Here is a 26,433-nt window from a genome sequence, read left to right on the forward strand (position 1 = left end):
TTAAAAACCATCGATCATAAGACAGGAAATAAAAATACCGTGTTGAAAATGATAGGGAGGTATTGAATTGAAAATAGCCAATATATACAATGAAAAGAAACCAGTTATTTCCTTTGAGGTCTTTCCTCCAAAAAAAAATCACGATATAGGCACAATTTATAAAACCATAGAGGGATTAACGGAATTAGGGCCAGATTTTATCAGTGTAACCTATGGAGCAGGGGGAAATGGAGGAAATCAAACCCTTGAAATAGCATCCTTAATTAAAAATCAATATGGAATAGAGGCATTGGCTCATCTCACCTGTGTCAATTCTGAAAAGGGAACCATTAAAAGAAAGCTGGATCAGCTACAGGAAAAAGGAATAGAAAATCTACTGGCCCTGCGGGGAGATATGCCTATCAGCGGTGAGGGAAGGCCGGTTAAAGACTACCAATATGCAATAGATCTAGTAAAGGATGTAAAGGCATATGGAAATTTTTCAATAGGGGGAGCTGCTTATCCAGAAGGTCACATAGAATGTGATGACATCAATCAGGATATTGACTGCCTCAAAGATAAGGTAGAGGCAGGGGTTGAATTTTTGATTAGCCAGTTATTTTTCGAAAACCAGCTATTTTATCGGTTTTTAGAGCAATTGAGGGGGCAGGGGATTCATTGTAAAATATCCGCCGGAATTATGCCTATTTTAAATAAAAAGCAAATTGAAAAAATGATTTTTCTTTGTGGCGCCTCCTTACCAGCCAGGGTAATTAAGCTGTTGGCACGATATGAGCATCAGCCCGATACCCTTAGAAAAAAAGGAATTGAATATGCGGCTCAGCAGGTTTCAGATTTAATTAAAAATGGTGTAGATGGAATCCATCTCTATACAATGAATAAGCCGGAAATTGCCAGGGAAATTATGGCTCAATTAAATATATAGCAAGCATATAGACTTTGGGAAAGAGGGTTGAAGAAAATTAAGCTAAGAAAATCAGAAGTATTAAGATACCTTGGTTATCGTGATCAGGCCCTTGACCGGGAGCTGACTCAAATGATCGATAGCTGTATGGAAGAAATGGAGCAAGCTACAAAGGCCTTCTATGTATATCAAACATTTCAAATTCAACACCAAAATGATGGGATTAAACTGGTGAATACACGGCTTATTCTTAAGGGCGCAGCCATTGCCTCACACCTCAAGGGCTGTAGCCAATGCGTTATGATGGCGGCTACCCTGGGGGTAGGGGTTGACTTGAAAATAAAAAGATACCAGCATACCGATATGACCCGGGCGGTGATACTGGATGCCTGCGCTTCTGAAGCCATTGAGGTACTCTGTGATCATGCAGAATCCGTCATAAAAAATGGAGCCGCCCCTGGCAGCTATCTGACGGGGCGATTCAGTCCGGGCTATGGCGACCTTTCGGTTGAACTGCAGCCAGAGCTAATAAAGCTGTTGGAGGCTGATAAAAAAATTGGTTTGACAGTGACAGACCATCATTTTCTAGTACCCAGAAAATCAGTTACAGCCTGTATCGGTATTAGTAAAGACCCCACCAAAAAGGTTGCTGGCTGTGAAGGCTGTCTACAATATCAACATTGCAGCTATAGAAAAGGAGGTTCTGCCTGTGCGGAATTTGATAAATGAACAAAATAAAATGATTTTGTTTGATGGGGCCATGGGCACCATGCTTCAAAGGGCAGGTCTTGAAGTCGGTGCCCTGCCGGAGCTGTTAAATCTTGAGAAGCCAGAATTGATCCGAGAAATTCATCAAAGCTATGTAAAGGCAGGGGCTCAAATCATAACCACCAATACCTTTCAAGCCAATGAATTGAAGCTGGGAAAAAGCTCCCATAGCCTTGAGGCAATTATCGAAGCCGGGGTAAGGCTTGCTAGAGAAGCCAAGGCCCCCTATGTGGCACAGGATATTGGCCCCCTGGGTCAAATGCTGGCTCCCCTTGGTGAAATCAGCTTTCAAAGGGCCTATGAGATTTTTAAAAGACAGGTGATGGCTGGCGTTAAGGCCGGGGTGGATTGTATTATAATTGAAACCCTCTCCGATTTATATGAGGCCAAGGCGGCTCTGCTGGCAGTTAAGGAAAATAGTGATTTACCCGTATTCTGTACTATGACCTTCCAGGGGGACGGAAGAACCTTTGTGGGAACCGATGCCATTACAGCTACCCAGGTGCTACAGGGACTGGGGGCAGATGCCCTGGGAATTAATTGCTCCCTTGGGCCTAAAGAAATTCTGCCATTATTACCTGACGTGTTAAAATACGCCAAAGTACCGGTAATCGTACAACCCAATGCAGGGCTGCCCACTTTGGTACAGGGTAAAACCGTTTTTCCGGTGGAGCCAGCAGCCTTTGGAGAATACGGCAGGCAATTGGCTAAGCTGGGCGTAAAAATTTTGGGCGGCTGCTGCGGCACCACACCAGACCATATAAGGGCCCTACAGCAGCAAATAGACAGATTTCAGTTTCAACCCTGCGAGACAAAAATCGTTACCTGTTGCACCTCGGGCACCAAAACAGTCATACTTGACGGGAAAACAACAATAACAGGGGAACGAATTAATCCGACGGGAAAAAAACAACTAAAGGAAGCCCTGCGTCAAAATGACTTGGAGGTGCTTTTAACCGAAGCCATAGAACAAACCCGGGCGGGGGCCCACATATTAGATGTTAATGTTGGATTGCCGGAAATCAATGAGGAAAGGGTATTGAAGGAAGCCGTTACTACTATTCAAACAGTGGTAGATACACCGCTTCAAATTGACAGCGTAAATATCAAGGCCCTTGAAGGGGCCCTCAGGTGCTACAACGGAAAGCCAATTATAAATTCAGTCAATGGAAAGGAATCTAGTATGGAGCAGGTTTTCCCCCTGGCCAAAAAGTATGGGGCAGTTTTAGTGGCCCTTACCCTGGATGAAGGGGGAATTCCGGAAACCGCCGAAGGAAGAGTGGCCATTGCAGAAAAGATCATGAAAGGAGCCATGGCCTATGGAATTCCAAAGGAGGATTTGATTATAGACTGCCTGGTGATGACCGTTTCGGCTCAGCAATCTATTGTCATGGAAACATTAAAGGCCGTGTCTCTGGTTAAGGAACGACTGGGATTAAAAACTACCCTGGGGGTCAGCAACGTTTCCTTTGGCTTACCCAATCGGTCATTAATCAACAGAACCTTTTTAGCCGGTGCCCTAATGGCAGGGCTGGATGTACCAATACTTGATCCCCTTTCTGAAGAGATGATGAATACGGTAAAGGCCCATCGGGTTTTAAAGGGGGAGGATCAGGAGGCCAAGGACTTTATCAGAGATTTCCAGGGCATTCAACCTGGTCAAGGGGTCATGCCTCATGAAAATAATGATTTAAAGGCCATGATTGTAGAGGGCAGAAAGGGAGCTGTGGCTGATACCGTCAGGCTGCTATTAAAAGAAATGGATGGGCTGGCAATTATCAATCAATTTTTTATACCGGCCCTTGATCAGGTGGGGGAGGCCTACGAGGGAGGAATTCTCTTTCTGCCCCAGCTTTTAAGGGCGGCCGAGGCAGTAAAGGCAGGGCTTGAGGTTATTAAGGGTGCTTCTTCAAAAAACACCTCAGTTCTGCAAAATGAAAAGATTATTTTAGCCACTGTCCAGGGAGACATCCATGATATTGGAAAAAATATAGCCAAAATGCTATTGGAAAATTACGGCTACAACATTCTTGATCTAGGAAAGGACGTAGCTCCAGAGGTCATATTGGCCGCCGTAAAGGAGCATGGGGTCCGATTGGTGGGGTTGAGTGCGCTAATGACAACCACCGTAAAAAACATGCAGCGAACCATCGAGCTAATCAAGGGGGAGGTGCCTGAGTGTAAAATTATGGTGGGGGGAGCCGTTTTGAACCCTCGATATGCAGAAATGATTGGAGCGGACTATTATGCGGTGGATGGTCAGGCAGGAATCCGCTTTGCCAGAAGGCTGCTGACTGAGGGGAAAGAATAAAAGCCCGAACCAGGGAACTTTAGCTGTTAAAAATCCTTACTGACAGGAATGGGGATCATTCCTTGTCAGAAGGATTTTTCTTCAGCTAGGTTTTGCTTTATTTTTTTAATGTAGGCGGGTCTGGTAAATTCAATTCCGGCTAAAATGGCCGTAAAGGGGGCCACTGTCACCAGTCCAAAGCTGCCTACTATCGTATGAAGAATTTCGCCGGCGACGTAACGGAGATTTAAAATATTAATAACTGGTGTTCCCTGGGCCATAAAAACCATCAATAGTGCAATGTATCCGCCTGAATAGGCCAATAGCAGGGTGGTGGTCATGGTTCCAATCACTGCTCTGCCAATTTCAAAGCCCGATTGAATCGCTTGGCTTCTTGTGATATCTGGGTTATTTTGAACCATTTCGTGAATTGCAGTGGAAATATCCATGGCTACATCCATTAAGGCTCCGGCGGAGGCGATGAATATACTGGAAATAAAAATATCGGTGAGATTTAAATGGGCATATCCCGAATATAATAAGGTTTCTGAAAAGGGAAGAATGGCCCCATGGATTTTAAAAAATTTCCCAAATACCAGGGCTAGTACACAGGTTAAGAAGGTACCCAGAAATGAACCCATTATGGCAACAAAGGCTCGACGGCTAATGCCTGCCACCAAGGTAATAATGATCACTGTCAGAAAAACAATAATTATCATTGACACAATAATGGCATGATAGCCCTTTAACAGCATAGGAATTAGTAGTTTCCAGATTACCAGTATCGTTAACACAAAAGACAGCAGTGCCTTAACACCAACCCATTTTGCGAAAATAATTAGTAATAGCATGAATCCGCCAAATAAAATGATCTCTAAATCCAATCGATAATGGTCTATTAAAGTAATATGGGTGACTTCATCTTCTAAATAATCGATTACCCCCAGCGCTTTGTCTCCCTTTTCAAAGATTTTATCCATTTCTAGTTTTCCGATAAAGTGATTTACTGCTGGTTTTTCTACTCCTTTAAATTTACCATTTAATATCCTGACCCTGCATAACTGCTCCCCTTGAAGAATCATGCCGCCTGCATAGTGAATACCATCATTATTAACCTCCAGTATTTCCAACTGTACACGGCTGCTGTTGGGATATTCGTTTACCACAAAACCAGTAGGAAGAAAAAGTAAGAAGATAATCATAAAAAGGCTGCATCCAATAAAAATGAAGTTTCTCTTTTTAGCTTCCCTCATCTGTTTTTACACCATCCTTTTCTTAATTTTCTATGATAATAAGCTTATTTAAATGACAGAATTTAATATTGAACAAGCTATTTATAAAAGTAAATTGAGCGAGGCTGGCAACTCGCTCAATTTTAATACAGCTATTAGCCTTTACAAATTATTTGACATTTAAAATAGCAGCCATTTTATGATATATATCAGTATTATCATAGAATCCGTTGAACAGCTCGTGGCCCTTTCCAATGGCAAATACCGGAGCAGGCAGACCGGTATGGGCGTAGGAGGTAAAGCTGATACCGGCTTTATGGTTTAATATATGAGTAATGGTAATGCAGAAGGGTTCATAACCACCATATAATAATTGCTCCTCTTCCGTATTGGCCCTTTCCTCGGCAGGGGTCATACTTTGCTTTAAGGCATCTTCCAGCTTTTGAATTTCAGATGGTGTTAAAACCATTTCAGGATATTTTTCAGCATCTTTATCATCGGGGAATAACAAGCCAAAGCCGGCCTTAATTTCCCCGGCTAAATCAGACACCTGGGCAGTATCAATTGTATGATTTTCTTTATAGGGATTCAGAACGTGGTGCCTAAAGGCTTCATCTGATGATGTGGTCGCCCTTTGAATCTTATCAAAGAATGTTGAATAGCCAGTTCCGGCAAAGCCAATGGTCATCCCTCCGGTTTCGTGGTCACCGGTGACCACAATCAAGGTTTCGTCAGGGTGTTTATGATAAAAATCAATTGCAGCCTCTACTGCGTCTGCAAAGGCGATTGTATCGTGGATAACCGCAGGAGCATCGTTGGCATGGCCAGCCCAGTCAATTTTTCCCCCTTCAACCATCATAAAAAATCCGTTGGGGTTTTCCAGTACATCAATACCCTTCTTTACAAAGTCAGCCAATGAAAGCTGTCCTGGCTGCCGGTCAATTTCGTAGGGAAGGGAGGTTCCGTCTACAGACATATCTGGGCTCACTGCAACTACTTTTTTGTCTTGTTGACTTAGCTTTAGAATATCCTCCCGTGTATTAACAATCGTATAGCCTTTCTTTTTCAGAACCTCGTATATATGAGGCTGATCGCTGTTGCTACCTGTCGGGCTTAAAAACCCACCGCCGCCAAAATAATCAAAGCCAGAGCCGGGAATTTGACTAGCAATTTCATAATACATTCCACGGCTGGGAACCTTGGCATAAAAGGCAGCTGGTGTGGCATGGTTGAGGGGCACGCTGGAAACAATGCCCACCTTATAGCCCTTAGCGGCAAGCCTTTCGGTAATAGGAGTGTAAGAAACTGCTTTACCTTGGTCCATATTAATTACCCCAGACAGGGTTTTATAGCCGCTTGCCAGAGATGTTGCAGTGGAAGCAGAGTCTGGAATAAAGGAAGATGAATCGTAGGTCTGGGCAGAACCCGCTGTAGGAAAATTAGAAAAGTTCAATTTTTCAATTCCACCCCCATCTACAATATCCTTCAAACCAGCCTTCTTGCCTAAGTACATTTCAGTGGAAGTAATTTGGGGGTAGCTTAAACCATCGCCGATAAATAAGAATATGTACTTTGGTGCCTTCCCCTCATATGTAATGGCGGCTTTTTCCTGGTCAAGGGAAGCGAAGGTATTGGTACTTACTGTAATGGCCAAGATAGCAACCATCAGAAAAATACCAATCATTGATACAGCTTTTTTGTTTCTGGTCAGCATTTTAGACAACCTCCTTATTTTTTATATTTCAGCGTTATTATATCGAGTATTTGTTAAATCATAATTAAGACAAGGTTATGGGATGTAATGATTAGGTTGATTATATGTTAAATATATAGCAATTTAGTTTGTATGAAAAATTATGAGTTTGATTTCTCCATTTAATAATGAGAAGCATCAAAAAGAAAGAGGTTATTCAAAAAAATCAAAAAATATATTGCATTATCCATTAAAATATATTACAATACTATCTATATTAAACCTCATATTTAGCATTCATATTGTACAATAGGCAAAGGCGTCTATTAACAAGGGAAAAAGCTCCCTTTGTTAAGGATGTCTTTTTTTATTGTCATATAAAGTATACTTTATACAATTATTTAGAGCATGTACCAAAGGACATGACTCAAGGCTTTGAAACAAAAAGATATTGTAAAGATTAAGGGGGACGTGAAAATGGACTATTCAATTGCTATTGATACGGTATGGGTACTTTTGGCAACCTGTTTGGTTTTTTTTATGCAGGCGGGCTTTGCCATGGTGGAAACAGGCTTTACTAGATCAAAAAATGCAGGAAATATTATCATGAAAAATTTAATGGATTTTTCCGTTGGATCAGTGGTCTTTTGGCTGATTGGCTTTAGTATCATGTTTGGGCCGACCATCGGAGGCCTAATCGGAAAGCTGGATTTCTTCACCCTGGGAAACTATGGAGGACTCGAATTAAATATTCCAAAGGAGACCTTTTTAATTTTTCAAACGGTATTCTGTGCTACGGCGGCAACCATTGTATCTGGTGCCATGGCTGAGAGAACAAAGTTTGTATCCTATTTAATTTATAGCCTAGTGATCAGTGCTGTTATTTATCCCATTGTAGGCCATTGGATTTGGGGTGGCGGTTGGATTTCAGAGCTAGGCTTCCATGATTTTGCCGGCTCGACCGTTGTTCATTCAACCGGGGGATGGGCAGCCCTGATGGGGGCCATCGTAATTGGCCCTAGAATCGGTAAATATACAAAGGATGGAAAGGTTAAGGTTATCAAAGGCCATAGCTTAACCCTGGGAGCCCTGGGAGTTTTTATTCTTTGGCTAGGCTGGTTTGGATTTAATCCCGGGTCTACCCTTGCTGGAACAGATACAGTGGCTATTTCTCATATCTTTATTACCACCAATTTGGCCGGAGCCATGGGGTCCATTGTAGCAATGCTTGTTTCCTGGGCAAAGTATAAAAAACCCGATGTCAGTATGACGTTAAATGGCGTTTTAGCTGGCTTGGTGGGAATAACCGCCGGCACCGATGTGGTAGATGCATTTGGTGCAGTAATAATTGGGGCTGCTGCAGGTATTATTGTGGTTTATGCCATAGAATTATTTGATAATGTGTTAAAGATTGATGACCCAGTGGGGGCCATCAGTGTTCATGGTATATGTGGAGCCCTTGGAACCATTATGGTTGGATTATTTTCCACCGACGGCGGCTTGCTCTATGGTGGTGGAGCAGGCCTCCTGATTACTCAGCTTGTTGGGGTCGTGGCAGTTGGTCTATGGGTTTGCTTAACCAGCTTTGCTCTATTTAAAGCCATCGACTTTACAGTAGGCTTAAGGGTCAGCGATGAGGAAGAAATCGAGGGCTTAGATAAACGGGAGCATGGTGCCGACAGCTACGCAGATTTTGAACCAAGGGTGACTCAAATAAGCAGTGAACAGGTTTAATTATTCAGAGGGAGAAAGGGAGGCATGGCAATGACTGAAAGGATAACGAAGGTGGAAATTATCACCAGACCCAATAAATTTGAGGCTTTAAAGGAAGCCTTAAATGATATAGGCGTAATGGGTATGACTGTTACCAATGTAATGGGATGCGGTGTACAAAAAGGAAGAACAGAAAATTACAGAGGGGTTACCTATACCCCAGAGCTTTTGCCAAAAATAAAAGTGGAAACCGTTATTTGTGAAGTGCCGGTGGAGCAGGTGGTGGAAACCGCCAAGAGGGTACTCTATACCGGTGAAATTGGTGATGGTAAGATATTTATTACCGAAATCAGCAATGTTATTCGTATTAGAAATGGTGATGAGGGAAAATTAGCCCTTAACAATGAAATATAGTTGGTCATATTAATTAGACAATTTCCTAATATTTTAGTCCTCCTAAGGCCCCTTATCGATGATAAGGGGTCAGTGCCTTAAAAATATTACAAAATTCTTTGTATATAGGGGAATTTTTGTATACAATAGTGTTATCAAATTTTTCAATCACAAGGATTTCTTCATTTAATTCAATAGCTGGATTGTTTAGTGCCATGCAGATAGAAGCTTCCCCACGATTGCTGGTTTTTTACTATACTGGAATTGATTCAACAACCTCAATAGCAAATTCAAATTTTAAAGGAGGAAAGAGCCCATGAATGAAAAGGAAATGCTGTTAAATAAGGCAAAGGAGCTGGAAGTGGAATTTATTCACCTTCAATTTACAGACATTATGGGGGTGATGAAAAATGTTTCTATTACCATCGAGCAGCTGGAAAAGGCCCTTAATAATGAAATTATGTTTGATGGCTCGTCAATAGACGGCTTTGTCAGAATTGAAGAGTCTGACATGTATTTAGTACCTGACATCAAAACCTTCACCATATTGCCATGGTCTAGTTATCCAAAGGAGGCAAGGCTGATCTGTGACGTTTATCGATCCGATGGCAGCCCTTTTCCGGGGTGCCCCAGAAATGCCCTAAAAAAGGTACTTCAGGAGGCAAAGAACCTGGGGTATCAATTAAATGTGGGGCCGGAGTGTGAATTTTTTCTGTTTTACACCGACGAAAAGGGGGAGCCTTCTCTGAAAACCCACGATGATGCAGGCTATTTTGATTTAGCTCCGGTGGACCTGGGGGGCAGTGCCCGTAGGGATATGACCATGGTGTTGAAGGAGATGGGATTTGAAATTGAGGCCTCCCATCATGAGGTAGCCCCTGGACAGCACGAAATCGACTTTAAATATAAGGATGCCCTAACCACCGCTGATAATATTATGACCTTTAAAATGGTTGTCAGAATGATTGCCCAACGACACGGGCTCCATGCCACCTTTATGCCGAAGCCCAAGTATGGAATGAGTGGGTCTGGTATGCACATTAATATGTCCCTGGAAACCATAGAGGGCAAAAACGCCTTTTATGACGAAGCTGATGAGCTGAAGCTTTCAACGGTAGCCTATCATTTTTTAGGGGGAGTATTGAAGCATGCCAAGGGCTTTACAGCTATTACGAACCCAACGGTCAATTCCTATAAAAGGCTGGTGCCGGGTTACGAGGCGCCAGTGTTAATTGCCTGGTCAGCCAACAATAGAAGTCCTTTAATTAGAATACCTACAAAACGTGGAAGCTCCACAAGAATAGAATTGAGAAGCCCTGACCCTTCCGCCAATCCCTATTTAGCCATGGCAGTTATTTTAAAGGCAGGTCTTGAAGGAATCAAAAATAAAATTATTCCTCCAGAGGCAGTTTCCAGCAATGTTTATGAAATGGAGAAGCTGGAGGTAAAGGAAAGGGGAATTGAGAGCCTTCCCGTAAATCTCTATGAGGCAGTAAAGCTTCTTTTAAAGGATGATGTTATTAAAGGGGTTTTAGGAGACCATATCCTAGAGAAATTTGTAGATGCTACCCTCTATGAATGGAATGAGTATTCCGCCTATGTTTCCCAATGGGAGCTTGACAGATATTTAAAGAAATTTTAGGGCTTTACTGCTGAAATATAGCCTGCTGTTTGGAGTGATTTTATGAATAATTATAGTATCCTGGTTGCAGATAGCGGGGAAAATGTCAGAACCCAGGTGGTACAGCTATTGACCAAAAGGGGATACCGCCTGTATCAGGCCACTGATGGAGCAGGAGCCCTAAGAATTGCCAGAAGTATTTTACCCGACCTGGTCATATTAGATGTGAACCTTTGGGGAATGAAAAGCTATGAGGTGGCCAGAATCATCGAAGGCGATCAGCTTTCAACGGTGGTTTTTATGACCAGCAGCTTAAATCCTCAGTTCCTTGATAAGCTAAAGCATATGCGGGTCTATGCCTATATTACTAAACCGGTTCAGCCGGAGCAGCTTTATCATATGGTTGAATTTTCAATTGTTAATTCAAATAAGATTAATAACCTGGTCAAGCAGGTTGAAAAGCTGGAAAACAGCCTGGCGGCCAGAAAGAAAATAGATAAGGCCAAGGGGCTTTTAATGGAGCGTCGGGCCATGACAGAAGGTGAAGCATATCAATGGTTAAGAAGGCAAAGTATGGATCGCTGTATTACGCTGGAAAAAATAGCGGAAGAAATTATTAATCAGGAATTGCCATAGACAATTAAAATCATATAAAATACCCTGGGCAAGCTGCCCAGGGTATTTTAACCTTCGGAAGGTACAGCGACTCGCCTTCTGGCTTTAATTTTCAAAATACAAATAAAGGCCAGGGCGAAGGCTGCGGCCCCTGTAATAAACATTGACTGGTATCCAATTAAATCAACAAACATACCGAAAATCAAAGGCCCTGTAATGGCGGCCAGAGAAGAAGCAAAATAATATAGCCCGGTATAGGTCCCAACCTTATCTTCCGTTGTCATCTCTACCACCATTGGGTAGGAGTTGATGTTAATACAGGCCCAAAAGAATCCTCCAACAGCAAAAAGGATCATCATAATGATATTAAAGGGCAGTGAAAAAAAGCTGGTGGTGTTTCGTATCGTAGAAAGCAATATAAATACCGTAACCAACCCCCCTATCCCGGCCAAAATGGTTTTAGTTTTACCCACTTTGCTGGCAATCAGCCCGCTGGGAATGGCAAAAAGTAAAAAGGTTGCTGCAAAGCTGCCCAAAATGATGGAGCCGGCGCTTTCACGAATTCCCAGGAAATGTACACTGTAATTGCTAAAGGTGGCCTCCATACCCTGGTAGCCGACAAACCAAAAAAAGATGGCCAGAAGAAGGTAGAGGGTAGTTTTGTCCTGGCTAAAAATAATTTCCTTTAGGGCATGGGTGATATTCATTTTTACTTTATCTGCTTTCTGTAGCTGCTTCGGCTCTTTAATAAAAATGAAAAGTAAAAAGACAGCCAAAAACATTAGAGCACCAGAAGAAATAAAGGGTAAACTGGAATTGATATCATAAAGATAGGCCCCCACAAAAAGGACTAATACCGAGGCCAGGCCTCCCATAAAGTTAATGACCCCGTTGGCCCTGCTTCTAAGGGGTGGTGGGGTAATATCGGGCATAAGGGCCACGGTTGGGGCCCGGTAAATAGCCATAGATAAATTAAAAACAAATAAAATACCAATTAACGAATAAAAGCCGGAATAAGTTGGCAAAAGGGTAAAAAGGAGGGCAGACAATGGGATTCCAATTAATAAAAAGGGCATTCGCCTGCCAAATCGGCTTTGGGTACGATCGCTTAAGCTTCCAAAAAAGGGAATCAATGTTACGGCCAGCACATTATCCAGGGTCATAATGGTATTAATCCAAAACTGACTATTAATATATTCCTTTAGAAACAAAGGAATGTAATAATTATAGAGAGGCCAGACCAGGCTGATGGCAAAGAAACCCAAGCCCAGTATAAAGGTTTTTTTATAATCTAGCTTCATAATTAGCTCCTTTCTGACAGCTCTCTAATCATTTTATTTGCACGATCCGGATAATTGGTAATGACCCCTGTTACACCCATGGCGAACAGCTGCTTTAAATGCTGCTCGTCATTTACAGTAAAGGGGTTAATCATCAATCCATTTCGCAAGCAGTCTGCCACCACCGGCGGGATAACACCAGGGAAATAGGGGTGAAGCCCCTCCACACCGATATATTCAGCATATACCCAGGGGTCAACCATGGCCTCCATGTAAAGGATGGCGGCCTTCATATTTTTGTCAATTCTTTTTATTTCCAATAGGCTATAATGATTGAAGGAGGAAAGTATTGCCTGTTCTTGAAGTCCAAAGGCCTTTAATTGCCTTATTACCTCCTTTTCTATTCCTTCGTAGAGAATAGGCCCACTCTTTAATTCGATATTAAGTAATAGATCTTTATTTCTGATTACCTTTAGCACCTCTTCAAGGGTTGGAATTCTTTCATTTGAAAAGTCAGAATGAAACCAGCCGCCGGCATCCAGCTCCTTAATTTCCTTTAGGGTTAAATCCTTAATTAAGCCTGTTCCATTGGTGGTACGGTTAACGCTTTCGTCGTGGCAAACAATTAAGTGACCATCCTTACTCATGTGAACATCCAGCTCGATTCCATCGGACTCCCATTCTAAAGCCAGCTGAAAGGCTGAAAGGGTGTTTTCAGGTCTATGGCCTGATGCGCCACGATGGGCAATTACCAAGGGTTTTTTCAAGACAATCCCTCCAATCAAAATATGGGCAAGTACAAACCTATTATTATTTTATAATAAATAAGAACAAAGATGTTAATAAATCGTTAAGGAATAGAAAAAATCCTGAAAATACCAGTCTCCATTAACAGGTTAGGATAAATCCATAAATTGCTCAAAGGGGTACTTAAAAATATTGATAAAAAGTTGAAAAATCTATGCTATGCTAAGGTTGGAGGTGTATAGAATGGGGAAAAGGATATTGATTGTTGATGATGAAATTGATATTGTAAATATGCTAAAGGATTATTTTCAACTTAACGGCTATGAAGTTATGACTGCATTAGACGGTAAAGGGGCAATTAAATGGGTAGAAAGGCACCCCGATATTATTTTGCTGGATATTAATATGCCAGATGTCGATGGAATCGAGGTTTGCAGTCAAATCAGAAATTATGTCTGCTGTCCCATCCTATTTCTTACTGCAAGGGTGGAAGACAGTGATAAAATTAAGGCCTTTGGTATGGGTGGGGATGATTATATTGTTAAACCCTTTTCCATTGAAGAATTAGGGGCCCGGGTGGCTGCTCATTTGAGACGTGAGCATCGTCAAAGGGAATCTCCTAAAATTAAAATAGACCATGATCTGGTTATTAATTACTCTGAACGGCTTTTATATTTCCAAGGCCAAGCCATAAGCCTGGCGAAAAAAGAATTCGACATAGTTGCATTGCTCTCACAGCATCAAGGACAGATCTTTGATAAGGAGCGTATCTATGAGAAAATATGGGGTTTTGACGGTGCTGGTGACAGCATGGTGGTTGCAGAACACATACGGCGAATACGTGGAAAATTTACAGCTGCCGGTATGAAGCCCTATATTGAAACAGTATGGGGGGTAGGCTATAAATGGACAAAATAGCAGCGGTTAGGAATTTATCCTTTAAGGCTACCTTTATCATCTATGTTATTCTTTGTCTGCTTGTGTCAGCAGCCTTATCTGCCCTGGTGATCAACATTGTTGATAAAATAGAAGAAAAAATATATTCCTCCTATTCAGATCAGGGTGAAACCTATTATCTGACCACTCAAGAAGGAGAACAGCTGGGGAGTGGGGCCATTATTTTTTCCCACCCACGGGAGCTTTCCAGGGAGGATAGCCAAAAAATAAAGGTTCTGAGGCTATTCTCCGGCCTTTCAATTCCTTTTATTTTCTCGATTTGTATTATTTTCGCTGCTTTTTTATTTTATCAAAACAAACTAAAGGAGCCCCTGGCATTATTAACCGATGCCTCTATGCAGATTGAAAAAAACAATCTTGATTTTACCCTTCAATATAATAAAAATGATGAAATGGGCCAGCTTTGCCATAGCTTTGAAAAGATGCGAGCTGCCTTAAAGGAAAATAACCTTGAAATGTGGCGTCGAATGGATCAACACAAACGACTTAATGCAGCATTTTCACACGATTTACGTACGCCGCTGACCGTATTAAAGGGCCAAAGTGATATGCTGTTAAAATATGTGCCTGACGGGAGGATAAAAATAGAAAAGATTGTCGCCACCTTGGAAATAATGAAGGGACATATTGACCGTCTTGAAAGCTATGTTACAGAAATGAATCGTATGCAAAAATTAGAGGATATAGCAATTAATAAGGCCGATATACCTGCTCAAGAGCTATTGAACAATTTGAAAGTCAGCAGTGAAATATTATGCAGTGATAAGCAACTGGAATTTCACTCAAGGCTGTCAAATAAAGAGACATTATTCGTAGACCAATTTATAGTAATGGAGGTATATGAAAATCTACTTTCCAATGCGGTAAGATTTGCGAAAAATAAAATTACCGTTAGCCTATCCACCGATAATGACGGGTTTTCGATTACCGTCTCCGATGACGGCCAGGGCTTTAGTAATAAGGATTTAATGGAAGCAACCAAGCCCTTTTACCAGTCCCATCAAAATGAGAAAAATCAGCACCTGGGTATGGGGCTTAATATTTGTAAGGTGTTATGTGAAAGACATGGCGGCTTTATTAGCCTGTTTAATCATGATAGTGGTGCGTCGGTGAGGGTTGTATTTTAAATAAATTTGGATAAAAAGCCTTTGTTTGTAATTGTGCAGACAAAGGCTTTTTTGAGCTTGTATATAAAAAGTTGATATTTATACATTATGATACATTTATAGGATTTCAAATAGTAATTAGAAAGGGAGTCAAATCTATGGATGAAAATGCAATTGTAATTAAGAATTTGAACAAATTTTATGGGAAAAGGCAGGTGTTATTTAATGTGAGCTTAAATGTTAAGCAGGGAATGTTTGGACTACTGGGCAGGAATGGTGCTGGCAAAACAACATTAATGAAAATCCTTGCCACGTTGCTGCCCAAAAAGGATGGGGAAATTACCCTATATGGAATACCAATAGGAAATACAGGGCAAATTCGTAGAATCATTGGCTACCTGCCACAGGAATTTTCCATGTATCCCACCATGAGTGTTTTAGAAACTATGGATTATTTGGGAGTTCTTTCGGGAATAGACCCTAAAAATAGGAAAAAGCGTACTGAAATTCTGCTGGATCGGGTAAATCTTTCGGAGCATAAAGGGAAGAAAGTAAAGGCACTGTCGGGAGGAATGAAGCGAAGGCTGGGACTTGCCCAGGCCCTGTTGAATAACCCGAAGGTTTTAATTGTAGACGAGCCCACTGCGGGGCTTGACCCTGAAGAGCGGATTCGACTGCGTAATTTACTGTGGGAGGTTGCATCAGAAAGGGTTGTAATATTATCTACCCACATTGTTGGCGATATTGAGGCTACCTGTGAAAATATAGGAATTTTAGATAATGGAAGGCTGCTTTTCAGCGGAACCGTTGACACCCTTTTAGAGGCTGCAAGGGGAAAGGTGTTTATCAAAACCGCAGATAAAGGAGCTTTGCCAGAGCTAAAAAGGGAGTACACCATAACCAGTATTCATACCCAGGGTCATGAAGCAGTGGTACGTTTCTTGTCTGATGAGCCCGTTGCAGGTGCAATGACGTGTCAGCCCAATATCGAGGATGCTTACATGCTTTATCTTTATCAAAATGGAGCTTCCATCGACAATGTAGGAGGTGAGCTATAGTGCTGTTTCTTCGAGAATGTAAAAAAAGTGTATTTTCAATAACCTTTCTTCTTCTAACGGCAACCGTGCTCTTGATGGTCAGCTCTCAGGATGTACTGAATTTCAGTGATAGAAAGATTGAAATGCCTAAGGCGGAACAGGCTGACTATGGAATGCAGGTGAAGGAAATACCAGAAATCATCATGCCCGGAGCCTTAGCATCCCTTTATGCTGAATTTTCAGTAAATAGCTATACAGCCTACCCCATAGGCTTTTATAAAGATGTAAAGCTGAATCATAAGGAGCAGAGGGAGATGGCAGAAATACTCTCTAGTCTTACTGGTATTTCTGCGGATGAATTATTGAAAGCAGAGGGCAGTATTTCTCAAGAAGAAGGTTTCACCTTTGGTGGGGGTGAGCTGATAGAACAGGGAGAAGGCCAATACACAATGACCATGACTGACGAGGCTGGGCCTAATCAGAATAGGGCTGCTACTGTGACGCTTCAGGCAGGTATTTCCTACGAAGAATTCAAGACCTATATGGAGCTGGCGGATGACATTATTGGTGGCGGCTCAAGGTATGGAGCAACGTACCTTCTTGACTTTGGGCGGGTCCCTGTTACCTACGATGAAGCCCTTGAAAGTTATCGATTAAGCAAGGAAAAGGATCGTTTTACAGGAGCCTATGCAAGGCTATTTACTGACTATCTGGGCATTGTCCTGTCCATTTTACCTGTTTTCCTTGCAGTAGCCGTTAGCTTAAAGGATAAGACCTCCAAAATTAAGGAGCTAATCTTCACAAGGGAAGCATCATCAGCCAAAATTATTATAACAAGATATCTTGCTATCATAACAACGATAATGCTTCCTGCGGTGATCCTGTCATATATCTCTAACATTTCAGTATGGCACATCTATAAGGGCTTGCCCCTTGATTATCTAGCTCCCCTCAAATACGATTTGGGGTGGATTTTGCCTTCGGTCATGGTTTCAGCAGCAGTAGGTATGTTCTTGACAGAGCTGACAAATTCGCCAATTGCTGTAGCTGTGCAGGGGGCCTGGTGGTTCGTCGATATCAATATGGGAATTTCAGAAATTAATGGCGGTTATTCCTTGCTTAGGCTAACACCACGTCACAATACTCTGACCCATACCCAGACCTTAGTCGATAATTTTAGCAGCCTTGTAGCGAACAGATTGCTATTTACCAGCATTGCCATGCTGTTAATTGCAGCAACGGTTATAATCTATGAACAGAAAAGGAGGGGGCTAATCAATGGAGAAGGTAAAATCAAAAGAAGCATTGCAGCTATGGCAAATTACAAAAATTAATGTACGACATAATTTTTTGCCCTACTTCCTGTTGTCGATTTTGTTATTAATGCTTACTCCTATACTGTTTGGTGTATCTAATTTAGACACCCAGGCTTCGGCAGTCCCTCTGGAAATATTCGTTTCACTGTTGGGAATCATTTTACTTACACCCATTTTTCACCCCGAGGAAGATGACCAGATTGAACAGGTCGTTGCTTCAAAGTATGTAGGTTTAGTTTACGTTTACATCATACGTATTGTCTACTCCTTGATTATACTTATATTACTGATCGGTTTATTTATTCTCTATATGGGCTTACAGAATTGCAATATCACACCACAGCTATTTGGGGGAACCATTGTAACGGCCATGCTTTTGGGGTCCCTTGGAATGCTGGCGGCGTCGGTATCGAAAAATATAGCAGTTTCTTATATGGTACCCGTGGTATATTATCTCCTCAATTTGACAGGGGGAAGAAACTTAGGGAGCTTTTATTTGTTCTCAATGATGACACAGGAATATAGGGCCAAGTTATTTTTGTTTATATGGTCAACGGTAATCATGGCAATGTCATTGCTGGTTATATGGCTAAAGGGTAAACTCAGGTAACAAGGCCAGGATAAAAATCCCATGGGAACCCTAGAAGCCGCCCCCATTATATGGTATAATGAAACTGAGTTTCAAATTGTGGAATTATTAAAATAAGGAGCGAGTAAAAAATGATTATAGGTGCTAGAGCCCATGATTTTGGAAAGCTTGAGGTTAATGAGCTTGCCACGAAAATAGCCCAAAAGGAGGTAAGCTGTATTCAATTGGCCCTGACCAAGGCGGTGGCTGATTTTACATATCAACCAGGAATGCTGAGCCCTGGTATGGCAAGGTATTTAAGTCAGGCCTTTAACAAAAAAGGCTTGGATATTGCCGTTTTAGGCTGTTATGTTAACCTGACCCATCCAGATGAGGCTGTCAGAGCAAAGCTATTGAATCAATTTAAGGAGCATATCAGATATGCAAGGGATTTTAAGTGCAGTATAGTGGGAACCGAGACCGGCTCGATCAATCATGATTATTCCTTTAATCCAAAAAACCATAGTGAGGAAGCCCTTCAAATACTGATAAGCAGCGTAAGGGAGTTGGTCGATGAGGCAGAAAAATTCGGTGTCATAGTAGGAATTGAAGGGGTAGCCAAGCATGTGGTGCATACACCGGAAAAGATGAAGCGAGTCTTAGATGCGATTCAATCCAATAATTTACAGGTCATCTTTGATCCGGTCAACTTTTTATCAATAGAAAATTATCAGCAGCAGAATGAAATGATGGAGAAATCCTTTGAATTGTTTGGCGATCGTATCGTTATTATTCATGCCAAGGATTTTATTGTAGAAAATAATCAACTGAAAACCGTTGAGGCTGGAAAAGGCTTGCTTAACTATTCGCTGCTATTAAAGCTAATTAAAGAACATAAGCCCTATGTTGAAATCCTGTTGGAAAATGCCAAGGAAGCAACTGTCCATGAGAGTATTGGATTTATTAATGACACCTATAAACAACTATAGGCAGTAAGGAGGAAACACGATGATCGTAGCCAAGGATGGCAGCGGAGACTTTACCAGCCTTCAGGATGCCATTGATGCTGTTCCGGAAGATAATCATGAGCGGGTAAAAATATACGTAAAAAACGGAATCTATCGACAAAAGGTCAGAATCAATAAGAAAATGATCAGCCTAATCGGCGAAGATCGGGACAGAACCATTATCACCTATGATGAGGGGGCCTATGAACTTTTAGACAATGGAGAAGCCAGGGGAACCTTTAGAACCTTTAGCTTCTTCATAGGTGGCGACGATTTTTATGCAGAAAATCTTACCTTTGAAAATGCAGCAGGGGAGGGAGACATCGTGGGGCAGGCTGTCGCAGTTCATATCAATGCCGATCGGGTGAGCTTTAAAAACTGCAGCTTTTTAGCCCATCAGGATACTCTGTTTACGGGGCCCTATCCCAGAGAAAAACAATTTGAAATCCAACCGGATTATATTCAAACCGACCCGACACGGCAATATTTTGAAGATTGCTATATAAGGGGTGATATAGATTTTATTTTTGGCTCCGGTACGGCGGTCTTTAGATACTGTGAAATCCACTCCAATGATCGGGGCAAGGCTATTAACGGGTACATTACCGCCCCTTCTACCCCTGAAAATGTAGCCCATGGCCTGGTATTCATTGATTGCAGGCTTACCAGCGATGCCGCTGGAGGAACCGTTTATTTAGGCAGACCCTGGCGGGACCACGGCAAGGCAGCCTTTATTAATTGCTGGATGGGAGCCCATATACATCCTAAAGGCTGGCATAATTGGGACCAGCCCCATCGGGAAAAAACCTGCCTATTTGTTGAATACAACAGCAGGGGCCCCGGGGCAAATTTACAGGAACGGGTTGCCTGGGCAAAAACCCTTTCAGAAGAAGAACTGCCGGTGTATTCCCCAGAGAATATTCTGGCCCATAGCGATGGCTGGGCAGGCAGGCCAAGGGGATAATTGAAATTCTCTCCATTAATCTATCAATTAAAAAAGACAAGTGAGCTTTATTAGCAAAACTTGTCTTTTTTATGCTGTTTAAGCCGCCTTACCGGCCTTTTTGCGGTATTGAAAAAATACAGCTATACCAAGAAAAGCAATGGCAACCAGGGCCATTTTAATCCACTTACCCAGACTAGAGCTGGTCTTGACAGGGTCTCCAACCCGCCATTCCACCCGGTGTCCCATGCCGTCGTCGGCCACGATATAGGACACCTCAGAACCATCTTCATAATAAAAGCTGCCGGTCTCATCCAGGGTTCCCGTTGAAATCTCTTCTTTGGCCTCATTGTAAAGGGTTAGTCGAATGTCTTGAGAAAAGCTCCCATCAGCATAATGTACCTTAATCATACCTGGTTCAACTGGTTCAATGATCATCTTATGGCCATATACAGGAACCGTAAATAGAACAAAGATCATAGCAACTAACAAAATATTCTTTAAACCCTTCATTTTTTACTCCTCCTTTTTATTATCTTACTTCTATTTTCTTTTAAATAGCTTAGACAAAGCATCCTTTGCCTCCTGTGGCCTTTTGGGGTTGAAGTCGGTACCAGAAAAAATATCATAAAGGCTGGGCAGCTTAAGTCTAGCCTTTTTCATTAAAACCTCGTCCTCCAGCAGCTCCCTCGGGCCCTGGGCCAAAACATGGCCTCGATTCAGTACAATACATTCATCGGCCCAGCCATAGGCGAAATCAACATCATGGGTAGTGATAACCAGAGTATGCCCCAGGGTATAGAGCTTATCTAAAAGAGCAGTAAGCTGCTGCAGAGAATAGGGGTCCAGTCCCGAAAAGGGCTCATCAAAAACCATGATAACTGGCTCCATGGCTAAAACACCTGCCATAGCCACCTTCTTTTTTTGTCCCAGACTTAAATTATAGGGAGGGCGGTGGCCTAAATCTTCAATATCTATCAATTTCATTACCTGCTCAACCCTGTCTTTCACTTGCCCCTCATCAAGGCCTAAATTCCTTGGGCCAAAGGCAATATCCTCGTAGACAGAAGCCGAAAACAATTGTTCATCGGGATTATCAAAAACAATACCCACCTTTTTACGAATTTCGGTGAGATGGCCCTTACAAACCTCCAGCCCCATAATGCTAACTTTTCCCCTTTGGGGCAAGAGCAAGCCGTTTAAATGCTGAAGTAGGGTTGATTTTCCGCTGCCATTGGCTCCTAAAATGGCCACACGGCTCTGTTTTTCAATTAATATCGACACCCCATCCAGGGCCAGGGTTTGATCAGGGTAGTGATAGCTTAAATCACGAATTTCGACAACAGCCATTAGAACCTCCATTTTTCAATTATATGTAGTAGTATCATACTGCCAAAGAAAAAGCTGGATTTTAGAATATCCATAGAAGTAATCCCCTTGGGGGGACCTGTGGGTATTCTGCCATTGAAGCCCCGGGACTGCATAGCTCGATATATTTTTTCAGAGCCATCAATTGATTTTACAATCATTCCACCTATAATTTCGCCATAAATTCGATAGGAGCCGGTTCCAACAGAGGGCTTGAAAAGTCTGGCACTAAGAGCTCTGTAAATTTCCACCAGCTTTCCCCAAAACAAAAATAAATAGCGCCATGATAAAAATAATACTGTAACAATAACAGGGGGCACCTTCAAACTAGCCAAGCCAGTTAATAAATCTAAGGCTGACTGGCTTAAGAATAGTATCAGCATAAGCAGTAATGCCGATAAGGCTTTAAAGATCAAAAGTAACACCAGCTGTATCCTTCCTTGCTCAAGAGGAAGGCCGCCGCTGATTAATAAAGATAAAGACATGAACAATAAAAAGGGCAACAGCCATGAAATTCTGAAAAATATCTGCTTTAGGGTCATACCCATAGACAAAACCATCAGAAATAAACAGAGACAAATGAGCAAAAGAAGCCAGGGAGTTTTCAAGGATACAATACCAACTAGCATTGCCAAACAGGTGACAGTCTTACAACGGGTTTCCCACCGGTGAACCCAGGTGGATTTAAGGGGCGAAGGGGAAATTCCCTTTATCTCGCTGATTGATTTCATCGTCATGACTTAGCTCCTTCTTACGATGGTATATTGTTTTTTTCATCCTTTGACAGTAAATGGGGTCTAGTACGATCCATAAAGGCAATGGCAAAGGCTGTTAAAATTCCTTCTATTGCTATCAATGGCAAATGACCCAATAGCAAGAGATTAATCACAGAGAAAAGCCCCTGATGATAAGCACTGTTGGAAAAAAACAATACTATTGAGAGAATAGTAGCAGATAAAGCCACCGCCAAAGCCCCCACCAGGCCCCCGGCCAAATAAACCGGCTTATTTTTTCGAACCTTAAGATACAGGCCATGGCAAACCATAGCCGGTACTGCCACCATAATTGTATTCATCCCCAGGGTGGTTAATCCACCATGCTGAAAAAGCAGCGCCTGAAGCAAAAGGCCAGCAAAAACCGCCAGGGTGCTTCTTCGGCCTAAAATAACACCCAACAGTCCCCCCAGTAGAGGATGAATGGAGCTGGGGCCTACAGGTATACTGATGAGAGAAAAGGTGAAAAAAGTGGCGGTCATCAGACTAACCTTTGGAATCTCCTCCTCCTTGATTCCCTTAATTGAATAGATCAACATTCCTCCGGCCGCAGCAGAAGTGGCCGCCACAGCTGGCAGGCTTAAAACGCCATCAGATAAATGCATAAAAACACCGCCTTTTTTAAAAATAAAAACTTCAACAAAAAAACCTGTACTTAGGTACAGGAAAAGGATTTCGCCCATCATATTATATAACAATACCAGCTTTAAATAACTGAAAAGGGCAGCATCCAATTCATGCACCGTGAAATGGAATGTTCTACAGCCATACAAGCAGGTATCCTGACTTAGGTTCATTGCTTTTTGCACCTTCCCGAATCGCTTCAGTGGTATTTTGCAGAAAGACTCCCCATTACAGTGGCGGGACCGTGTTGGATTTACACCAACTTCCCTTTTCATTCGTAAAAACGAAACTTGTATTGCAACTATTAAATTGCTTAAAGTATAACATGTACATAGGGTAAAATCAACCTATTTAAACCTCAAAATATTTAATTTATTTTAAAAGGAATAGTGGTGATTTTCTCAATTATATGGTAGATTATAAATATAGTACATACACGGCGGACATTTTGAAATATGTCCTCCTGACAAGGTATTATTTGCTGTGAACGATAAAAAAGCACCTTTCGGGAAAACCTAAGGAAAAAGCTAAAAAAAACAAGGATTAGAAAATTAATTGGAGGTGTTTTCATGAAAAAAATACTGGTAACCGGAGCCCTGGGGCAAATTGGGACAGAACTGGTTGTGAAAATGCGAAACCTATATGGGGCAGACAATGTAATCGCTTCTAATCGGGGCGGCGATGAAGATCATATTCTGATAAAGGAGGGGATCTTCGAGGAACTGGACGTTACCGATGGAAAAAAGGTTTTTGAAGTAGCTAAGAAGCATAATGTAGACACCATTATTCACATGGCTGCTCTCTTGTCTGCTACGGCAGAAAATAATCCACAGTTGGCCTGGGATGTAAATATGGGAGGATTAATGAATACATTAGAGGTTTCAAAGGAGCTGAAATGTAAATTTTTTACCCCCAGCTCAATTGGCGCCTTTGGCCCATCCTCCCCTAAGGATCAAACTCCCCAGGTAACCATTCAAAGGCCCACCACAATGTATGGTGTCAGCAAGGTTGCAGGTGAATTATTATGCGATTATTACTTTTATAAATTTGGGGTCGATACCAGGGGCGTACGTTTTCCCGGCTTGATTTCCTATACCCAGGCCCCCGGCGGAGGAACGACCGATTATGCGGTGCATATCTACTATGAAGCCCTAAGACAAAAAAAATATACCAGCTATATAGCAAAGGGAACCTATATGGATATGATGTATATGCCCGATGCCATCAATGCCATCATTGATTTAATGGAGGCTGATCCGGAAAAGCTGAAAAACAGAAATGCCTATAATGTAACCGCCATGAGCTTTGAGCCGGAGGAGATTGCAGCAGAAATTAGAAAACACATACCAGAATTTAAAATGGATTACGATGTTGACCCAATGAGACAAGCCATTGCCGATAGCTGGCCTAATTCCATTGACCCCTCTGCGGCTGTTGAGGAGTGGGGCTTTAAGGCGGAATATGACTTGGCCAGGATGACGGTAGATATGCTTGAAAAATTAAAGCAAAAAGGAATCCAAAAATAACTTAATTCCAGGCTAAATACGTTAAAAAGGCAGCCACCAATTTTAATTGGTGCTGTCTTTTTTAGTGAAAATTATTAATATTTAATCGTGGCCAGGAAAAAACAGAGGGATTGTATTTTGTGAAAAATACACTTATAATTAGAAAAAACATGATTTAAAATAGTGTTTTTCCCGATCACTGAAATACTGTGGAGGTTTATGATGAATGAGGCCATTAAACAATTAAAAAAACAATCAAATTTTAAAATTATCAAGCTAATTTTTTACACCCTGTTTATAATGGTGCTTATTTTACTGCTCTTAATTGGAAGTCATAATTATTATAAAAAACTTGAAATCAGCAACCAGCAGCAAAACATCCTAAATGTAGTCACCACTGTGGCCCAGCAGCTTGAGGAATTTTTTAAAGCAAAGGATGAGGGCCTGTTGGAAATAATCAATAGGCCTCAGTTTCAACAGGAATATATGGCGCTTTTAGCCGGAAATAAACCCGACGCTACGCTGATGAGCCTGTTTTTCAATCTGGGCAGTGACGAGCTCCTTGCCATAGAGCTTCTGGATCAGGCAGGTGATCTGGTTAAGGCCTATTCCCATTCCAATCAATATTCATTTAAAAAGGATGAGGATATACAGCAGGCTGTTAAGACACAAAAAGCGGTTTATTATGCCGACACAAAGGGTGAAAGAAGCATTAACATCATACAGCCCATAGAAATGGATGATTTAGTTCGGGGCTTTGTGCGGGTAAAGATTGATACCAATTATATTAATGAAATTTATTTAGCCAATTATCAGTTAAATCGTAAAGGGTATATTTCCCTAAAGGATAGCGAAGGAAGGCTTTTTTTGCACCCGTCGGAAGAAAGTATTGGCGAAAATGTTATTGAGGTTAGACGCCGTCAGTTCCCTGATTATGATTGGAGCGGTTTGGCGGAAAACGTCAGAAGGCAGCTAAATAGAGAGACCGGAGTAGGGAGCTACTATTCCATCTGGCCCGGTGAAAGCACCCGGATTAAAAAACTCAGTGCCTTTGCCCCCTGTAATATTGGCGATACCTTTATCATTTTAAATTTTTCTGCCGACTATATTGAAACAATGACCAGCTTTAGGGGGATTACCAATGCTACCGTTGTTATTTCCCTGCTTTTAATTGTTACCAGTATATTTATTATTTTTTATATTTATCGCATTGAGATCAAGCAAAATGAGCTGGCTTTAGAAGCAATGTATTTTGATGAGCTGAAGGAAAAAAATGCCCTGCTGCTGCACCAGTCAAAATTTGCAGCCATGGGAGAAATGCTGGCCACCATTGCCCATCAGCTTAAACAGCCCTTAAATGCCCTTAAGCTGTCAATTTATAACCTTGAAGATTATCACACCCTTAAGGAAGACGATCAGCGCTATTTAGAGACACTTTTAAATTCAAATCACAGACTGATCGATAAAATTGCTAAAACGATTGATGATTTCCAGTACTTTTTTAAACCCCAACCCCCTGATCAGTCCTTTAATCTTTATGAAGCCATAGCCTTTTCAATTGAGCTTAATATGGTGCGAATTAATGACTTGGGTGTAGACATTCAAATTAAAGGAAGCAGGGAACTGGTGACAAAGGGAGAAAGCAACATCTTTTCCCAGGTAATGCTGAATCTGTTGAATAACTCCATCGATGCCTTGAAGGATCAGAAAGGCCCAAAGGAAGTCGTAATCAGCCTACAGGAGGAAAAAAATCAACTGGTAATTGAATTGACCGATAACGGGGGAGGGATTCAAAATGAGGTTCTGGAAAAGCTCTTTTCCCCCTTTGTAACCTCCAAGGGGGAAAATGGCACGGGGCTGGGGCTTTATATCTCACGGTATATTGTAAGAGAAAAATTTAATGGTGAGCTAACGATAGAAAACACCCCCCAAGGGGTTAAGGAACGAATTATGTTGCCTAAAATATAACATTT

General features: G+C 41.7%; 24 protein-coding genes and 1 riboswitch. Of the genes, 16 read left to right on the top strand and 8 right to left on the bottom strand.

Annotation, left to right across the window (positions count from 1 at the left end; all coding sequences use genetic code 11):
• Positions 1-67 precede the first annotated feature (67 nt).
• Genes metF through ACYQ1I_RS14825 form a run of 3 tightly spaced genes read left to right on the top strand, consistent with a single transcriptional unit; the run spans position 68 to position 3,983 of the window.
• Positions 68-925, top strand: a complete 858-nt coding sequence (gene metF, locus ACYQ1I_RS14815) for a methylenetetrahydrofolate reductase [NAD(P)H] (protein WP_459766666.1) — start codon at positions 68-70, stop codon at positions 923-925.
• A gap of 27 nt (positions 926-952) precedes the next feature.
• Entirely contained in the window at positions 953-1,633 is a 681-nt protein-coding gene (locus ACYQ1I_RS14820) for a methionine synthase (protein ID WP_459766668.1), read from the top strand.
• Positions 1,614-3,983, top strand: a complete 2,370-nt coding sequence (locus ACYQ1I_RS14825) for a homocysteine S-methyltransferase family protein (protein WP_459766670.1) — start codon at positions 1,614-1,616, stop codon at positions 3,981-3,983. The genes ACYQ1I_RS14820 and ACYQ1I_RS14825 overlap by 20 nt, the downstream gene beginning before the upstream one ends.
• 65 nt (positions 3,984-4,048) lie before the next feature.
• Here ACYQ1I_RS14825 and ACYQ1I_RS14830 read toward each other — a convergent pair whose 3' ends face one another.
• Complete coding sequence (locus ACYQ1I_RS14830) at positions 4,049-5,215, bottom strand: YibE/F family protein (protein ID WP_459766672.1); 1,167 nt, start codon at positions 5,213-5,215, stop codon at positions 4,049-4,051.
• A 148-nt stretch (positions 5,216-5,363) separates the two neighbouring features.
• Positions 5,364-6,908 (bottom strand): alkaline phosphatase, encoded by a 1,545-nt coding sequence (locus tag ACYQ1I_RS14835; RefSeq protein ID WP_459766674.1) that lies wholly within the window; start codon positions 6,906-6,908, stop codon positions 5,364-5,366.
• Positions 6,909-7,364: 456 nt separating this feature from the next.
• Between ACYQ1I_RS14835 and ACYQ1I_RS14840 the strand changes: the two genes are divergently transcribed.
• From ACYQ1I_RS14840 to ACYQ1I_RS14855, 4 genes are all read left to right on the top strand, one after another.
• Positions 7,365-8,621: an ammonium transporter gene (locus ACYQ1I_RS14840; protein ID WP_459766676.1), complete on the top strand. Its 1,257-nt coding sequence runs from the start codon at positions 7,365-7,367 to the stop codon at positions 8,619-8,621.
• A 30-nt stretch (positions 8,622-8,651) separates the two neighbouring features.
• Entirely contained in the window at positions 8,652-9,014 is a 363-nt protein-coding gene (locus ACYQ1I_RS14845) for a P-II family nitrogen regulator (protein ID WP_459766678.1), read from the top strand.
• A gap of 295 nt (positions 9,015-9,309) precedes the next feature.
• Positions 9,310-10,635 carry a type I glutamate--ammonia ligase gene (glnA, locus tag ACYQ1I_RS14850; RefSeq protein ID WP_459766680.1) on the top strand — a complete coding sequence of 442 codons (1,326 nt, stop codon included), beginning with the start codon at positions 9,310-9,312 and terminating at the stop codon, positions 10,633-10,635.
• 42 nt (positions 10,636-10,677) lie between these two features.
• Positions 10,678-11,250 (top strand): ANTAR domain-containing response regulator, encoded by a 573-nt coding sequence (locus tag ACYQ1I_RS14855; protein ID WP_459766682.1) that lies wholly within the window; start codon positions 10,678-10,680, stop codon positions 11,248-11,250.
• Positions 11,251-11,297: 47 nt separating this feature from the next.
• Here ACYQ1I_RS14855 and ACYQ1I_RS14860 read toward each other — a convergent pair whose 3' ends face one another.
• Positions 11,298-12,530, bottom strand: coding sequence for an MFS transporter (locus ACYQ1I_RS14860; protein WP_459766684.1), 1,233 nt, complete (start codon positions 12,528-12,530; stop codon positions 11,298-11,300).
• Between the two features lie 2 nt (positions 12,531-12,532).
• Positions 12,533-13,276 (bottom strand): glycerophosphodiester phosphodiesterase, encoded by a 744-nt coding sequence (locus ACYQ1I_RS14865; RefSeq protein WP_459766686.1) that lies wholly within the window; start codon positions 13,274-13,276, stop codon positions 12,533-12,535.
• Between the two features lie 223 nt (positions 13,277-13,499).
• Here ACYQ1I_RS14865 and ACYQ1I_RS14870 point away from each other — a divergent pair, with 223 nt between their 5' ends.
• From ACYQ1I_RS14870 to ACYQ1I_RS14900, 7 genes are all read left to right on the top strand, one after another.
• Complete coding sequence (locus ACYQ1I_RS14870; protein WP_459766688.1) at positions 13,500-14,174, top strand: response regulator transcription factor; 675 nt, start codon at positions 13,500-13,502, stop codon at positions 14,172-14,174.
• A complete protein-coding gene (locus ACYQ1I_RS14875; protein ID WP_459766690.1) occupies positions 14,162-15,340 on the top strand; it encodes a HAMP domain-containing sensor histidine kinase in 1,179 nt (392 codons plus the stop codon). Before ACYQ1I_RS14870 ends, ACYQ1I_RS14875 begins: the two co-directional genes overlap by 13 nt.
• A gap of 137 nt (positions 15,341-15,477) precedes the next feature.
• On the top strand, positions 15,478-16,377 hold the full coding sequence (locus ACYQ1I_RS14880; RefSeq protein ID WP_459766692.1) for an ABC transporter ATP-binding protein: 900 nt from the start codon (positions 15,478-15,480) through the stop codon (positions 16,375-16,377).
• Complete coding sequence (locus ACYQ1I_RS14885; RefSeq protein ID WP_459766694.1) at positions 16,377-17,690, top strand: hypothetical protein; 1,314 nt, start codon at positions 16,377-16,379, stop codon at positions 17,688-17,690. The genes ACYQ1I_RS14880 and ACYQ1I_RS14885 overlap by 1 nt, the downstream gene beginning before the upstream one ends.
• A complete protein-coding gene (locus ACYQ1I_RS14890) occupies positions 17,635-18,282 on the top strand; it encodes a hypothetical protein (protein WP_459766696.1) in 648 nt (215 codons plus the stop codon). Before ACYQ1I_RS14885 ends, ACYQ1I_RS14890 begins: the two co-directional genes overlap by 56 nt.
• A 110-nt stretch (positions 18,283-18,392) precedes the next feature.
• Positions 18,393-19,229 carry a sugar phosphate isomerase/epimerase family protein gene (locus ACYQ1I_RS14895; RefSeq protein ID WP_459766698.1) on the top strand — a complete coding sequence of 279 codons (837 nt, stop codon included), beginning with the start codon at positions 18,393-18,395 and terminating at the stop codon, positions 19,227-19,229.
• 19 nt (positions 19,230-19,248) lie between these two features.
• Positions 19,249-20,211 (top strand): pectinesterase family protein, encoded by a 963-nt coding sequence (locus ACYQ1I_RS14900; RefSeq protein WP_459766700.1) that lies wholly within the window; start codon positions 19,249-19,251, stop codon positions 20,209-20,211.
• A 78-nt stretch (positions 20,212-20,289) separates the two neighbouring features.
• Here the strand turns inward: ACYQ1I_RS14900 and ACYQ1I_RS14905 are convergent, their stop codons facing one another.
• From ACYQ1I_RS14905 to ACYQ1I_RS14920, 4 genes are all read right to left on the bottom strand, one after another.
• Positions 20,290-20,703, bottom strand: a complete 414-nt coding sequence (locus tag ACYQ1I_RS14905; protein ID WP_459766702.1) for a hypothetical protein — start codon at positions 20,701-20,703, stop codon at positions 20,290-20,292.
• A gap of 30 nt (positions 20,704-20,733) precedes the next feature.
• Positions 20,734-21,540, bottom strand: a complete 807-nt coding sequence (locus tag ACYQ1I_RS14910; protein ID WP_459766704.1) for an energy-coupling factor ABC transporter ATP-binding protein — start codon at positions 21,538-21,540, stop codon at positions 20,734-20,736.
• Complete coding sequence (locus ACYQ1I_RS14915) at positions 21,540-22,295, bottom strand: energy-coupling factor transporter transmembrane component T family protein (RefSeq protein WP_459766706.1); 756 nt, start codon at positions 22,293-22,295, stop codon at positions 21,540-21,542. Before ACYQ1I_RS14915 ends, ACYQ1I_RS14910 begins: the two co-directional genes overlap by 1 nt.
• A 14-nt stretch (positions 22,296-22,309) precedes the next feature.
• Entirely contained in the window at positions 22,310-23,128 is an 819-nt protein-coding gene (locus tag ACYQ1I_RS14920) for a CbiM family transporter (protein WP_459766708.1), read from the bottom strand.
• Positions 23,087-23,264, bottom strand: a riboswitch (cobalamin riboswitch). (Overlaps the previous gene by 42 nt.)
• 260 nt (positions 23,265-23,524) lie before the next feature.
• On the opposite strand from ACYQ1I_RS14920, the gene ACYQ1I_RS14925 reads away from it, so the two are divergent.
• Together ACYQ1I_RS14925 and ACYQ1I_RS14930 are read left to right on the top strand one after the other, a co-directional pair.
• On the top strand, positions 23,525-24,481 hold the full coding sequence (locus ACYQ1I_RS14925; RefSeq protein WP_459766710.1) for an L-threonine 3-dehydrogenase: 957 nt from the start codon (positions 23,525-23,527) through the stop codon (positions 24,479-24,481).
• Positions 24,482-24,682: 201 nt separating this feature from the next.
• Positions 24,683-26,428 carry a sensor histidine kinase gene (locus tag ACYQ1I_RS14930; RefSeq protein WP_459766712.1) on the top strand — a complete coding sequence of 582 codons (1,746 nt, stop codon included), beginning with the start codon at positions 24,683-24,685 and terminating at the stop codon, positions 26,426-26,428.
• Positions 26,429-26,433: the final 5 nt, after the last annotated feature.

The sequence above is a fragment of the Alkaliphilus crotonatoxidans genome (assembly GCF_054658015.1).